This is a genomic window from Pseudomonas oleovorans subsp. oleovorans (genome assembly GCF_002197815.1).
GTDB lineage: Bacteria > Pseudomonadota > Gammaproteobacteria > Pseudomonadales > Pseudomonadaceae > Aquipseudomonas > Aquipseudomonas oleovorans.
Genome location: NZ_NIUB01000048.1, coordinates 1 through 12,577, shown reverse-complemented (window position 1 = coordinate 12,577; position 12,577 = coordinate 1). Strand labels below are relative to the sequence as shown.

Sequence of the window (12,577 nt, the reverse complement as noted above, 5' to 3'; positions counted from 1 at the left end):
ATCCGGCACCACTAGACTGCGCGCAGAATCGATGAGGAGACAGGCCATGAGCTTGCACAACACTGCCAATCAGCCGCAACACCTGAACAACCACGCCCGCCCAACGCCGATCGGTGGCTTCATCATCGACGCTCAGGGGCGCGAAGTGCCGATCACCGAAGCGATGATCCAGCAGGCCTGCCAGCTTCTGGAACAAAGCCAGCAGAACCGTCCACAGAAACGCTGAAAAAACTCAGCCGGGCTGCCCGCTCGTGGCAGTCCATCGTTCATCCATCATGGCTCGCGCGGCGCGAACTTCAGCGACACCGAGTTGATGCAGTAACGCAAACCGGTCGGACGCGGCCCATCAGGAAAGACGTGGCCCAGGTGCGCATCGCATTTGGCGCATCTGACCTCGATACGCTGCATGCCATGGCTGAAGTCATCCAGCTCACGGATCACCGTCGCACTGAGCGGCTGAAAATAGCTGGGCCAGCCGCAACCGGAATCGTACTTGGCGGCGGAGTCGAACAGCGCCTCGCCACAACAGACACAGTGATAGACGCCCGCCACCTTGCTGTCGTGATATTGCCCGGTAAAAGGCCTTTCGGTGCCGCCCAGGCGGCAGACGTGGAACTGTTCCGGCGACAACACTTCACGCCAGGCATCCAGGGATTTCTCGACTTTATCCACGGACTGCTTCCCTCCTCGTAAAAAAGCCCGACCGACAGCTTTGCCAGGGTCAGGCTGCAACGTATGATTCGTGCCCAGTCTGTCACCCGCCCTGCGGGCTGCCAAGGTTCCGCCAGAGGATACTTTTGCAGCGTGATTCAGCGGGTCATCCACCGAATGGGATTTCTCACATGCAGGTCAGCAAATCGAACAAGCTCGCCAACGTCTGCTACGACATTCGCGGGCCGGTGCTCAAGCACGCCAAGCGTCTGGAGGAGGAAGGCCACCGCATCCTCAAGCTGAACATCGGCAACCCGGCGCCGTTCGGTTTCGAGGCACCGGAAGAAATCCTCCAGGACGTCATCCGCAACCTGCCCACTGCCCAGGGCTACAGCGACTCCAAGGGCCTGTTCAGCGCGCGCAAGGCGGTGATGCAGTATTACCAGCAGAAGCAGGTCGAAGGCGTCGGTATCGAGGACATCTACCTCGGCAACGGGGTGTCCGAGCTGATCGTGATGGCCATGCAGGCGCTGCTCAACAACGGTGACGAGGTGCTGATCCCGGCGCCGGATTACCCGCTGTGGACGGCTGCCGTGGCCCTCTCCGGCGGCAAGCCGGTGCATTACCTGTGCGATGAACAGGCCGGCTGGTTCCCGGATATCGCCGACATGCGTGCCAAGATCACGCCGAACACCAAGGCCCTGGTGCTGATCAACCCGAACAACCCCACCGGCGCGGTGTACTCGCGCGAAGTGCTGCAGGACATCGTCGAGCTGGCGCGCCAGCACAACCTGGTGATCTTCTCCGACGAGATCTACGACAAGATCCTCTACGACGAGGCCGTGCACATCAGCACCGCCTCGCTGGCACCGGACGTGCTCTGCCTGACCTTCAACGGCCTGTCCAAGAGCTACCGCGTGGCCGGTTTCCGCTCCGGCTGGGTGGCCATCTCCGGGCCCAAGCACCGGGCGCAGAGCTATATCGAAGGCCTGGATATCCTGGCCAACATGCGCCTGTGCGCCAACGTGCCGAGCCAGCATGCAATCCAGACCGCGCTCGGCGGCTACCAGAGCATCAACGATCTGGTGCTGCCCAACGGCCGCCTGCTGGAGCAGCGCAACCGCGCCTGGGAACTGCTCAACGACATTCCCGGGGTCAGCTGCGTCAAACCCATGGGCGCGCTGTATGCCTTCCCCAGGATCGACCCCAAGGTCTGCCCGATCCACAACGACGAAAAGTTCGTCCTCGATCTGCTGCTGTCGGAAAAACTGCTGATCGTCCAGGGCACCGCCTTCAACTGGCCGTGGCCGGATCATTTCCGTGTGGTCACCCTGCCCCGCGTCGACGACCTGGAGCAGGCCATCGGTCGTATCGGCAACTTCCTCAAAGGTTACAGCCAGTAAGCCGACATGGACCTGCAGATCGACGATTTCTACAAGGACGCCGCCAGCGGCCTGCTCATGCTCTATCAGGCCTTCCCGCGCAAGATGGCGCTGTACGTGGAAGACCTGATCGGGCGCGAGGAGCCGGACGAATTCGGCCTGCCCAGCAAGCGTCACCAGGCCTGCCTCGGCGCGCTACTGTGGCTGGCCGAGGAAGGCTATCTGCGTTTCGAGTCGACCATCGCTTACGACGCGCTGGATCAGGCGGTGCTGAGCGAGAAAGGTTTTCTGCGCCTGTCACGCGCCATTCCCCACGCTTTGCGCGAGGGTGAAGTGCTGCCGCCAAGCGTGCGCCGCGTACATGCCACATTGGCATTTCAGCTGCGCGAGGCCCTGGCCCAGCAGCACGGCGAGCGCACCGCCCGCCTGACTCGCCTGCTGTTCGAGAGTACGCTACAAGGTCAAGAGACATAGTTTGAAATAGTCGCTGGTTGAAAGCCCCGGGGGGGCGCCCTTATATAGCCGGCATTACTCGTACGTCTTTCCCCGTGAGGAGTCCGTTCACACCATGATGCGCATTATGTTGTTCCTGGCCACCAACCTGGCGGTTCTGGTTATCGCCAGCATCACCCTCAAACTGCTGGGGGTCGACCGTTTCACCGGCCAGAACTATGGCAGCCTACTGATTTTCTGCGCCGTGTTCGGTTTTGCCGGCTCGCTGGTGTCGCTGTTCATCTCCAAGTGGATGGCGAAGATGAGCACCGGCACACAGATCATCACCCAGCCACGCACCCGTCACGAACAGTGGCTGCTGCAGACCGTCGAGGAGCTGTCGCGCCAAGCCGGGGTCAAGATGCCTGAAGTCGGCATCTTCCCGGCCTACGAGGCCAATGCCTTCGCCACCGGCTGGAACAAGAACGACGCACTGGTCGCGGTCAGCCAGGGTCTGCTCGAGCGTTTCTCCCCTGATGAAGTGCGTGCGGTACTGGCTCACGAGATCGGCCACGTTGCCAATGGCGACATGGTCACCCTGGCACTGATCCAGGGTGTGGTGAACACCTTCGTCATGTTCTTCGCGCGCATTTTCGGCAACTTCGTCGACAAGGTGATCCTCAAGAACGAAGACGGCCATGGCATCGGCTACTTCGTCGCGACCATCTTCGCCGAGCTGGTACTGGGCATCCTGGCCAGCATCATCGTCATGTGGTTCTCGCGCAAGCGCGAGTACAAGGCCGACGAAGCCGGTGCTCGCCTGGCCGGTACCGGCGCCATGATCGCCGCGCTGCAGCGTCTGCGCGCCGAACAAGGCGTGCCGGTGCAGATGCCCGACAGCCTCACTGCCTTCGGCATTAATGGCGGCCTGAAGAACGGCCTGGCCGGTCTGCTGATGAGCCACCCGCCGCTGGAAGATCGTATCGAGGCGCTGCGCCGCCGCGGCTGATCCATCCGTCACGGACAAAAAAGGCGACCTTCGGGTCGCCTTTTCATTGGGGCTGCCGCTAGCGGCGCGTCAGATGAAAGACTCTCTCATCCACTGCAGCGAGACCGCTATCGCTGAAACGCGGATTACCGGCCAGCACGTCCTTTTCCTCGACCATGCGCAGCGCCCAACTGGCCGCGAAATGCTGCATCACCTCAGCGTCTTCGACCGAGAATGGCGGGCCATCCATCCGCTGCTGGTCGTACACCAGGGTCACCAGCAGGCCCTGGCAGTTATCCGGCAATATCGCCTGCAGGTGGGCGGCGTAGCGCTCGCGCATTTCCGGCGGCAGGGCGATCAGCGCAGCGCGGTCATAGAAAGCCCGGCACCCGGCAACGTCGTCACGACTCAAGGCGAAAAAGTCGCCGCACAAAATCCGCAGCGCGCCCGCCTGGTAGACCTTGAACGCCCCGTGCTGCGACACCTGTGGCTGCATATCACGCTCAACGAAGAAATCCTGCACCGCGCGCTCGGCCAGCTCCACTCCGATCACGGCATGCCCCTGCTCCGCCAACCAGACCAGGTCGAGACTCTTGCCACACAGCGGCACCAGCACCGCCGCACCTTTCGCCAGCCCGAGCGCGGACCAGTGACGACGCAGGTAGCCGTTGACCTTTTGCTGATGAAAACCGATCTGATCGCGCGCCCAGCGCTCCTGCCAGAATGTCGCGTGCATATCCACTCCCCTCACCTAAACTGGAAATAACAACCCATACGCTAAATGACTCGATGCCAGCACGCCATCTGCTGCCCTGCCTGTTACTGGCTGTCTCGACCTTGGCGCAGGCCAATGACCAAGACAACTCAACCGTGCGCCTCGACACCAGCCTCGAGGATCCTTACCAACTGGTGGTAGACGGCGAACTTAGCGGTAGCTCGGTAACTGTACTCGAATGCATCTTCAATCGATTGCAGCGGCCTTATCAGATCCAGCTCACATCGCTGAGTCGAGCCCGGCAGAATGTCAGTAGACGCATCGCCGATGGTTTCTTCAGCTCGGCACCAGACAGCCAGGTCGATGGCTACGCGCATCTGTCCGCCCCGCTTCTGATGGAGATACTGGTACGCCCAGGATCCGCTGATCCTCAACAAGCCGATTTGGGACCGCGAGCTGCGCATCGGCAGCGTGCTGGGAAGCAACAGCATGTCGTGGCATCGCCGTAGCACAGAAGGTACTGTGCCTGGAGCAATTGATCGAATTGCTGCAACGTGGGCGCATCGATCTTTTCCTGGCCGATGACAATGCCATGCGTAGCGCCCTCTCTGAGCAGCCACCCCAACAGGCTCTGCAGCGACGCTTCGTACGCTACTCACCACTGGGCGTCTATTTCTCTCACGATTTCCTGCAGCACCACCCTGGTTTCCTCAGCGCCTTCAATCGTCAGGTCGAACACTGTGCCCCCCGAAGGTAGCGCGCTGACTGAAGCCGAAGCCCATTATCTGCGCCAGTTGACCGCCCAGCATCTGAAGCGCTGGGCCTAGGGTCTGTTGCCGTTTCGACGCGAGCCGCGCGCGAAACGGCAACAGACCCTAGCATGACGAACTGTTGAACGCCCTTCGCCAGGTAGCCACGCGCAATACGAGCATGGAGCGCATTAACGAACTGGACCGGCAATGGCTGCGTGAGCTCCTGCTTGAGGAAAAGCCACTGATCCGTCGCCTGCAGCAGACGCCACCATCACGCCTGATGACCAACATAGCGCGTCAACATCACCTCCTGCTCAATAAGATCTTCCGCACTCAGCGACCACTCCGGCCAATTAGTCGCCATCAGCGATGGTCACCAGCGATTATTGGCAAGCTGACGAAGATGACTTTCGACAAGCCATGCGCCTGGCCAGATCCATATCGGCGATATCGAGTACGATGGTTCGACCCAGAGCTTTCAGAGCAAGGTTTCTGCGCCTATTCACGACCCACGGGATGGGCAGTTTCTCGGCGTGCTCAGCCTGGGCATCAATATCGAGACCGCGTTTGGCGCCAACCTGCGCTAAACATCTAACCAGTCGATTGATACCGCGGAAAAACATCATTATTAATCGATGAAGACCTCGGAGAAAATGTGAGCACATTTCTGGAGGTCGTCATGCTGCCCAGCCTGTTCATTTCCCATGGTTCCCCCATGTTGGCCCTGGAGCCCGGTGCCAGCGGCCCGGCGCTGGCCAAACTGGCCGCCGATATACCCAGACCCAACGCCATAGTGGTGGTGTCGGCGCACTGGGAAAGCCAGCGCCTGCTGCTGACGGCGGGCGAACACCCGCAGACCTGGCACGACTTCGGCGGCTTTCCAGCCGAGCTGTATGCGGTGCAGTATCCGGCCCCCGGCGCACCGAAGCTGGCCGAGCAGATCGCCCAGCAACTGAACGACGTGGGTCTGTCCGCACAGCTCGATGCGCAACGCCCCTTCGACCATGGTGCTTGGGTGCCACTGTCGCTGATGTATCCGCAAGCCGACATCCCTGTTCTGCAGCTATCGCTACCCAGCCGCCTCGGCCCCGAGTTGCAGACCCGCGTGGGCCGTGCTCTGGCCAGCCTGCGTGCACAAGGCATCCTGCTAATTGGCTCCGGCAGCATCACCCATAACCTGGGCGAGCTGAACTGGCGTGCCGGCCCGGACGTCATCACACCCTGGGCCAAGGCGTTTCGCGACTGGGTGGTGGAAAAGCTCGAAGCGAACGACGAAGAGGCCTTGCACCATTACCGACTGCTGGCGCCGAATGCCGTACGCAATCACCCTACCGAAGAACATCTGCTACCGCTGTTCTTCGCACGTGGTGCTGGCGGTACCTTCACGATTGAGCACAGCGGTTTCACCTACGGCGCCCTGGGGATGGATATCTATCGCTTCGGTTAGCCACTTTTTTCACGCTATCCCAGGCGATCTGCGCCAGTAGCTCGCGGCACTCGCCCAGCTCGTTCTGGGTGCGGCCAGCCAGCCAGTTGCGCGCCAGGTCATGCGTCGGGCCGATCACCACCGAGGCGAAACAGTCATCAGGCAGCGCCTTGAACAGTCCCTGCCGACGGTACTCGGCGAGCGCCGTGAGAATCTGTGCGAAATGCTGGCGATTGGCTTCGCGCAGTGCATCGCCCCGCCGATGGTCGAGCTGCGCCCCGGCTATGCCGAGGTCCGCTTCGCCAAACATCGTGAAGTGCTGAATCATATCGGTAGGGTGCATGCCATCGCCCTGTGCAATGCTGCCGAACTTGCCGCCGGCAGCATGACCGACGCCTCCATTCCTAACGGTTGCCGCTGGATTCCCAAAGGGATGACGGTGGAATACCTGGCCAAGGCCGACGGAGACATCCGCACGGTTGCCGCTGGCAGCGCGGTGGATTGGGATCAGACCGGCGACATCAAGGTGCCGGTGATGGCCTACGTCGGTGACAAGCCGGTGTTCCGCGCCGAAATCACCATGTGCGTCAGCCAGGCCTGAAATGCAGAGGCCCGTCATCGACGGGCCTCTGTTCCACTCAATCGAGTCGCACCAGCACGCGACCGACCATGCCGCCAGCCAGTATCCGTTCGATGGCCGCCGGCAGCTCTTCCAGACCGACTTCCTGGCACAGCGCCGAGAGATCGAGCTTCCACTGCAACGACAGCTTGTCCCACATCGACGCCTTGACCACCAGCGGCAGTTCCACCGAATCCACGCCAAGCAGGTTGACCCCGCGCAGGATGAACGGCAGTACGCTGCCCTGGAAGCCGACGCCAGCAGTCAGCCCGCAACAGGCCACGCTGCCGCTGTGGCGCAGCGACTTGACCACATTGAACAGGATGTCGCCACCCACTGTGTCTACCGCTCCCGCCCAGCATTCCTTGAGCATCGGCCGCTCACTACCTTGCTGCAGCTCTTCGCGGCTGACGATCTCGTCAGCACCGAGACCACGCAGGAAATCGCCCTGTTCGGCCTTGCCGGTCGCGGCGGCTACGCGATAACCGAGCTGCTTGAGGAGCACCACGGCGATGCTGCCAACGCCGCCCGTGGCACCGGTGACCAGCATGGTGCCGGACTCCGGAGTAACGCCGGCCTGCTCCAGCTTGTCCACGCATAGCGCGGCGGTCAGGCCGGCGGTGCCGAGAATCATCGCCTCGCGCAGCGGCAAGCCTTGTGGGCGCTTGATCGCCCAGGCCGCCGGTACGCGGATGTACTGGCCGAAACCACCGGCAGTGTTCATGCCCAGGTCGTAGCCAGTGACGATCACCTCGTCGCCCACGGCGAACTCGGCCACGGCGGACGCCTCCACCACGCCAGCGGCGTCGATGCCCGGCGTATGCGGATACTGCTTGGTAACCCCGCGATTGCCGCTGGCCGACAGCGCATCCTTGTAGTTGAGCGAGGAATAGCGCACGCGGATCAGCAGATCGCCTGCGGGCAGATCCTCGATCTGCCGGGCTACTACCTGGCGCCGAAAACTGCCATCGGCACCCTCGCTGACCAGTAAAGCCTTGAATTCAGTCATCACCTTCTCCTCTTGTCGTTGTTCGGTGGCGTGCTCTTACCAGAAACGTTGCTGATTGAGTCTGCTCAGCCAGGTCAGGACGAAGCGATCTGCCGCCATGCTGGCCGCCAGCCCGACACGCTCCTGCAAACTCTTTTTATGAACGAAATGCAGATAGAACAGCTCAGCCTCGGCGGCGCGCTCGGCCAGGTACTGGTCGCTGGTCTTCAGTTCATCCACCAGCAGGCGCTCTTGCGCCGCAATGCCCAGCCAGACCTCACCGGTGGCGATGGCATCGATGTCCAGCTGAGGGCGGTAACGGGCAACGAAGCCTTTGAACAGTTCGTGGGTGGTCTCCAGGTCTTCCTGGAATTTCTCCCGGCCCTTTTCGGTGTTCTCACCGAATACGGTCAGCGTGCGCTTGTATTCGCCGGCCGTCAGCACCTCGAAATCGATTTCGTGCTTCTTCAGCAGACGATGCACGTTAGGCAACTGCGCCACCACGCCAATGGAGCCGAGGATGGCAAAAGGCGCACTGAGAATCTTCTGGCCGATGCAGGCCATCATGTAGCCGCCGCTGGCGGCCACCTTGTCCACGCACACGGTCAGCGGAATGCCGGCATCGCGGATGCGTACCAGTTGAGAGGACGCGAGACCGTAGCTGTGCACCATGCCACCACCACTTTCCAGGCGCAGCACCACTTCATCCTCGGCCTTGGCCATCGACAGCAGCGCGGTCACTTCATGGCGCAGGTTGTCGGTCGCAGAGGCCTTGATATCACCATCGAAATCCAGCACGAACACGCGCGGTTTGCTCGGCGGTGTTTTCTTCTCCTGCTTGGCGGCCTTGGCCTGCGCCTTGCGCGTGGCCTTGAGCTGATCCTTGGACAACACACTGTGCTCCAGGCGCTCACGCAGATCCTTGTAGAAATCATTGAGCTTCTGCACCTGCAGTTGCCCCCCGGCGCGCCGCCCCTTGCCGCGTGTGGCAGCAACAGCCACCAGTACCACGACGATGGCGACCACCAGGGTCAGGGTTTTCGCCAGAAAGCTGGCGTACTCGCTAAGAAACTCCACGGATCCCCCTTGGACAATGCAGCGGCGCCTGGGCGCACAAAGCCCCAAGCATACCGGCGCAGCGCCTCGCCGGCCAAGCGCGGCAGCACTGCACAATGGACATACAAGCAATTCAAACAAGCGTATGTTTTTTCGTTGACAGCCCCCGAGCTTCCTCATACCCTCGCCAAACATTCAACGTGCCGGGACCAATACGGACGTGGGCAGCATCTATCTGATTCGACATGGCCAGGCCTCATTCGGTGCAGACGACTACGATGTCCTGTCTCCCGTCGGCGTGCGCCAGGCCGAAGTGCTGGGCAAGCACTTGGAGCAACTCGGCATCAGTCTCGATCGTTGCGTCAGTGGCAGCCTGCGCCGCCAGCAACACACTGCCAACGCCGCCCTGCAGCACATGAGCAGGGCGCCAGCGCTGGATATCGACGAAGCCTTCAACGAATTCGACGCCGATGCGGTGATTCGCACGCTGCTGCCGGATCTGCTGCCGGAAGAAGAACCCGAAGCCCTGCATATCCTGCGCAACGGTGCGCAGAGCCGCGCCGAGTTCCAGCGTCTGTTCGCCAAGCTGATCGGCCGCTGGATTTCCGGGGAGCATGACAAGCCCGGCCTGCAAAGCTGGCAGGCCTATGTCGAACAGGTCGAAGGCGGTCTGCGGCGCATCCTCGAACAAGCCACCAGCAAACAGAATATCGCCGTGTTCACCTCCGGTGGCACCATCACCGCCCTGCTCCGCCTGCTTACCGGTGTACCGGCGGCAAAGGCCTTCGAACTGAATTGGCAAATCGTCAATACCTCGCTCAGCCAGCTGAAATTCCGCGGCAGCGAGGTGAGTCTGGCTTCCTTCAACAGCCATGTGCATTTACAGCTGCTGAAGGCGCCGGAGCTTATCACCTACCGATGAGCTCCAGCCCACTGCGGCCGTGAGGCTGCGCGAAAAAACCGAAAAAGGATAAGACCATGAGTGTTGCTGACATCGCCCAAACCATGCAGTCCAAGTTCAACGCCAGCGCCGCTGCAGGCCTGGATCTGGTATTCCAATTCAACATCGAAGATGGCGAGAACTACGCGCTGATCGTCAAAGACGGCACCTGCGCCCTCGAGCAAGGCGACAACCCGAACGCCAACGTGACCCTGATCATGGACAGCGAAACCCTCAAGGGCATCGTCAGCGGCGAAACCGACGGCATGCAGGCTTTCATGGCTGGCAAGCTGCGCGCCGAAGGCGACATGATGCTGGCGATGAAGCTGGGCGAACTGTTCCCGGTCTGATCGGCGAGCTGAGCGCAAAGCACGAAAACCGGAGTCCTGGCACTCCGGTTTTTTTTGCCCGTGATTTGCGGCCAAGGCGACAAACCGAAATGACTGATCAGGCAGTTTGATCGAGGTGCAACACGCCCGCCTATAACGGCGCGTATTGCTTGTGGCAGCCTGAGTGCAGCATTAGATTAGCCAATTATCTAGGGCACCCATCATAAGCAGAAGGGATAAGCATGGCGCTCACCGACCAATCCACCCGCATCCGTACCGGCGAAGAACTCGACGCCGGCGTCATCGACGCTTATCTGAAAGCCAATATTCCGGGCCTGAGCGGCGCAGCCAAGATCAGCCAGTTCCCCGGCGGCGCTTCGAACCTGACCTACCTGATCGAGTACCCGCAGCAGGAGTTCGTCCTGCGCCGCCCGCCGTTCGGCCACAAAGCCAAGTCGGCGCATGACATGGGCCGCGAGTACCGCATCCTCAACCAGCTCAATGCCGGCTTCCCCTACTGCCCGAAAGCCTACGTGCATTGCACCGACGAGTCGGTGATCGGCGCCGAGTTCTATGTGATGGAGCGGGTCAAGGGCATCATCCTGCGCTCGGAAATGCCGGCCGAGCTGAATTTCAGCGCCGAGCAGACCAAAGCGCTGTGCAAGAGCTTCATCGACAAGCTGGTGGAGTTGCACAATGTCGATTACAACGCCTGCGGCCTGGGCGACCTGGGCAAGCCCGAGGGTTATGTCGAACGCCAGATCAAGGGCTGGAGCGACCGCTACGAGAAGGCCCTGACCCCGGACGCGCCGACCTGGGAACCGGTCAAGGCCTGGCTCAATGACAAGATGCCGGCCGATCACCACAAGCCGGGCATCGTGCATAACGACTACCGCTTCGACAACGTGATCCTCGACCCGAACAACCCGATGCAGATCATCGGCGTGCTCGACTGGGAGATGACCACCATCGGCGACCCACTGATGGATCTGGGCAACACCCTGGCCTACTGGATCGAAGCCAGCGACCCTGCGCCGGTGCAACTGATGCGTCGCCAGCCGAGCAACGCGCCGGGCATGCTCACGCGCCAGCAGTTCGTCGACTATTACGCCGAAAAAGCCGGCATCGCGATCAACAGTTTCGACTTCTACTACACCTACGGCCTGTTCCGCCTGGCCGGCATCGTGCAGCAGATCTACTACCGCTTCTATCACGGCCAGACCCAGGACAAGCGCTTCGCCCAGTTCATTCAGATGAACAAGCTGCTGGAGCAGATGTGCTTGCAGGTCATCGGCAAATCCACTCTCTAACCCTGGGGTAATCACAATGTCCAAGACCCAACTGTTCGACCTCGACGGCAAGATCGCCTTCGTCTCCGGCGCCAGCCGCGGTATCGGCGAGGCCATCGCCAAGCTGCTGGCCCAGCAAGGCGCGCACGTGATCGTATCCAGCCGCAAGATCGAAGGCTGCCAGGCCGTGGCCGATGCCATCACCGCCGAGGGCGGCAAGGCCACCGCCATCGCCTGCCATATCGGCGAGATGGAGCAGATCACCAATGTCTTCGCGCAGATCAAGGAACAGTTCGGTCGCCTCGACATCCTGGTCAACAACGCCGCGACCAACCCGCAGTTCTGCAACGTGCTGGATACCGACCTGGGCGCCTTCCAGAAGACGGTCGACGTCAATATCCGCGGCTACTATTTCATGTCCATCGAAGGCGGCAAATTGATGAAGGCAGGCGGTGGTGGCTCGATCATCAACGTCGCCTCGATCAACGGCGTATCCCCCGGCGAATTCCAGGGCATCTACTCGGTGACCAAGGCCGCCGTGATCAGCATGACCAAGGTGTTCGCCAAGGAGTGCGCGCAGTTCGGCATTCGCTGCAACGCCCTGCTGCCAGGCCTGACCGACACCAAGTTCGCCTCGGCACTGACCAAGAACGACGCCATCCTCAAGCATGCCCTGCAGCGCATCCCGCTCAAACGCGTGGCCGACCCGAGCGAGATGGCCGGCGCAGTGCTGTACCTGGCCAGTGAAGCATCCAGCTACACCACCGGCGTGGCGCTGAACGTGGACGGCGGCTTCCTCTCCTGAGGCCAGATAGCACGCAGCAAAAAGGCACCCGAAAATTAATGCCAGTCAGTTAAGGGTACCAAAGTGGCCTTTCGTAGGAGCCCCGCCCCGGGGCGAAGTTTCTCAATTGCGCGCGGCCTGCTTCGCGGCGGGGCGCCGCTCCTACAAATTCGCTGCGTCGATTTGTAGGGTGGACCGGGCGGTGCTCCACTTTAGCCCACCAATG

15 protein-coding genes and 1 pseudogene are annotated in these 12,577 nt (G+C 61.3%); 10 read left to right on the top strand and 6 right to left on the bottom strand.

Annotated features, from left to right (window positions below):
- The first annotated feature begins 46 nt into the window (after positions 1–46).
- On the top strand, positions 47–226 hold the full coding sequence (locus tag PSOLE_RS20770; RefSeq protein ID WP_003459954.1) for a PA1571 family protein: 180 nt from the start codon (positions 47–49) through the stop codon (positions 224–226).
- 47 nt (positions 227–273) lie between these two features.
- Here the strand turns inward: PSOLE_RS20770 and msrB are convergent, their stop codons facing one another.
- Entirely contained in the window at positions 274–672 is a 399-nt protein-coding gene (msrB, locus tag PSOLE_RS20765; RefSeq protein ID WP_003459952.1) for a peptide-methionine (R)-S-oxide reductase MsrB, read from the bottom strand.
- 170 nt (positions 673–842) lie between these two features.
- Between msrB and PSOLE_RS20760 the strand changes: the two genes are divergently transcribed.
- The 3 genes from PSOLE_RS20760 to htpX all read left to right on the top strand — a co-directional run bounded on the left by PSOLE_RS20760 (position 843) and on the right by htpX (position 3,474).
- The gene (locus PSOLE_RS20760) at positions 843–2,054 is read left to right on the top strand and encodes a pyridoxal phosphate-dependent aminotransferase (RefSeq protein WP_074856047.1); all 1,212 of its coding nucleotides are present in this window, start codon (positions 843–845) and stop codon (positions 2,052–2,054) included.
- Between the two features lie 6 nt (positions 2,055–2,060).
- Positions 2,061–2,507, top strand: coding sequence for a hypothetical protein (locus tag PSOLE_RS20755; RefSeq protein ID WP_003459949.1), 447 nt, complete (start codon positions 2,061–2,063; stop codon positions 2,505–2,507).
- A gap of 94 nt (positions 2,508–2,601) precedes the next feature.
- Entirely contained in the window at positions 2,602–3,474 is an 873-nt protein-coding gene (htpX, locus tag PSOLE_RS20750) for a protease HtpX (protein WP_074856046.1), read from the top strand.
- A gap of 58 nt (positions 3,475–3,532) precedes the next feature.
- Here htpX and PSOLE_RS20745 read toward each other — a convergent pair whose 3' ends face one another.
- Positions 3,533–4,189 carry a thiopurine S-methyltransferase gene (locus PSOLE_RS20745; RefSeq protein WP_074856044.1) on the bottom strand — a complete coding sequence of 219 codons (657 nt, stop codon included), beginning with the start codon at positions 4,187–4,189 and terminating at the stop codon, positions 3,533–3,535.
- Between the two features lie 128 nt (positions 4,190–4,317).
- Positions 4,318–4,659, bottom strand: a complete 342-nt coding sequence (locus tag PSOLE_RS24155; RefSeq protein WP_158212590.1) for a hypothetical protein — start codon at positions 4,657–4,659, stop codon at positions 4,318–4,320.
- 940 nt (positions 4,660–5,599) lie between these two features.
- On the opposite strand from PSOLE_RS24155, the gene PSOLE_RS20735 reads away from it, so the two are divergent.
- Positions 5,600–6,367 (top strand): DODA-type extradiol aromatic ring-opening family dioxygenase, encoded by a 768-nt coding sequence (locus tag PSOLE_RS20735; protein ID WP_003459939.1) that lies wholly within the window; start codon positions 5,600–5,602, stop codon positions 6,365–6,367.
- Here the strand turns inward: PSOLE_RS20735 and PSOLE_RS24830 are convergent.
- A pseudogene (locus PSOLE_RS24830) lies at positions 6,324–6,602 on the bottom strand (hypothetical protein); the annotation flags it as partial. The gene PSOLE_RS20735 and the pseudogene PSOLE_RS24830 overlap by 44 nt on opposite strands.
- Between PSOLE_RS24830 and PSOLE_RS20730 the strand changes: the two are divergent.
- Positions 6,570–6,947, top strand: a complete 378-nt coding sequence (locus tag PSOLE_RS20730) for a hotdog fold domain-containing protein (RefSeq protein ID WP_307692600.1) — start codon at positions 6,570–6,572, stop codon at positions 6,945–6,947. The pseudogene PSOLE_RS24830 and the gene PSOLE_RS20730 overlap by 33 nt on opposite strands.
- Before the next feature lie 37 nt (positions 6,948–6,984).
- On the opposite strand, the gene PSOLE_RS20725 is transcribed toward PSOLE_RS20730, so the two are convergent.
- Complete coding sequence (locus PSOLE_RS20725; protein WP_003459935.1) at positions 6,985–7,974, bottom strand: YhdH/YhfP family quinone oxidoreductase; 990 nt, start codon at positions 7,972–7,974, stop codon at positions 6,985–6,987.
- Positions 7,975–8,010: 36 nt separating this feature from the next.
- On the bottom strand, positions 8,011–9,030 hold the full coding sequence (sohB, locus tag PSOLE_RS20720) for a protease SohB (protein ID WP_074856042.1): 1,020 nt from the start codon (positions 9,028–9,030) through the stop codon (positions 8,011–8,013).
- A 199-nt stretch (positions 9,031–9,229) separates the two neighbouring features.
- Between sohB and PSOLE_RS20715 the strand changes: the two genes are divergently transcribed.
- The 4 genes from PSOLE_RS20715 to PSOLE_RS20700 all read left to right on the top strand — a co-directional run bounded on the left by PSOLE_RS20715 (position 9,230) and on the right by PSOLE_RS20700 (position 12,372).
- Complete coding sequence (locus PSOLE_RS20715; RefSeq protein WP_074856040.1) at positions 9,230–9,931, top strand: histidine phosphatase family protein; 702 nt, start codon at positions 9,230–9,232, stop codon at positions 9,929–9,931.
- 56 nt (positions 9,932–9,987) lie between these two features.
- Complete coding sequence (locus tag PSOLE_RS20710) at positions 9,988–10,299, top strand: SCP2 sterol-binding domain-containing protein (RefSeq protein ID WP_003459932.1); 312 nt, start codon at positions 9,988–9,990, stop codon at positions 10,297–10,299.
- Positions 10,300–10,520: 221 nt separating this feature from the next.
- A complete protein-coding gene (locus tag PSOLE_RS20705; RefSeq protein WP_074856038.1) occupies positions 10,521–11,588 on the top strand; it encodes a phosphotransferase family protein in 1,068 nt (355 codons plus the stop codon).
- A 16-nt stretch (positions 11,589–11,604) separates the two neighbouring features.
- Positions 11,605–12,372 carry an SDR family oxidoreductase gene (locus tag PSOLE_RS20700; protein ID WP_003459926.1) on the top strand — a complete coding sequence of 256 codons (768 nt, stop codon included), beginning with the start codon at positions 11,605–11,607 and terminating at the stop codon, positions 12,370–12,372.
- The last annotated feature ends 205 nt before the right edge of the window (positions 12,373–12,577 follow it).

Bases quoted from the DNA above. Each gene is read 5' to 3' on its own strand.
- PSOLE_RS20770 (WP_003459954.1), top strand. From the start codon at position 47: ATGAGCTTGCACAACACTGCCAATCAGCCGCAACACCTGAACAACCAC.
- PSOLE_RS20760 (WP_074856047.1), top strand. From the start codon at position 843: ATGCAGGTCAGCAAATCGAACAAGCTCGCCAACGTCTGCTACGACATT.
- PSOLE_RS20755 (WP_003459949.1), top strand. From the start codon at position 2,061: ATGGACCTGCAGATCGACGATTTCTACAAGGACGCCGCCAGCGGCCTG.
- htpX (WP_074856046.1), top strand. From the start codon at position 2,602: ATGATGCGCATTATGTTGTTCCTGGCCACCAACCTGGCGGTTCTGGTT.
- PSOLE_RS20745 (WP_074856044.1), bottom strand. From the start codon at position 4,189: ATGCACGCGACATTCTGGCAGGAGCGCTGGGCGCGCGATCAGATCGGT.
- PSOLE_RS24155 (WP_158212590.1), bottom strand. From the start codon at position 4,659: ATGCTGTTGCTTCCCAGCACGCTGCCGATGCGCAGCTCGCGGTCCCAA.
- PSOLE_RS20735 (WP_003459939.1), top strand. From the start codon at position 5,600: ATGCTGCCCAGCCTGTTCATTTCCCATGGTTCCCCCATGTTGGCCCTG.
- PSOLE_RS20730 (WP_307692600.1), top strand. From the start codon at position 6,570: ATGCTGGCGATTGGCTTCGCGCAGTGCATCGCCCCGCCGATGGTCGAG.
- PSOLE_RS20725 (WP_003459935.1), bottom strand. From the start codon at position 7,974: ATGACTGAATTCAAGGCTTTACTGGTCAGCGAGGGTGCCGATGGCAGT.
- PSOLE_RS20710 (WP_003459932.1), top strand. From the start codon at position 9,988: ATGAGTGTTGCTGACATCGCCCAAACCATGCAGTCCAAGTTCAACGCC.
- PSOLE_RS20705 (WP_074856038.1), top strand. From the start codon at position 10,521: ATGGCGCTCACCGACCAATCCACCCGCATCCGTACCGGCGAAGAACTC.
- PSOLE_RS20700 (WP_003459926.1), top strand. From the start codon at position 11,605: ATGTCCAAGACCCAACTGTTCGACCTCGACGGCAAGATCGCCTTCGTC.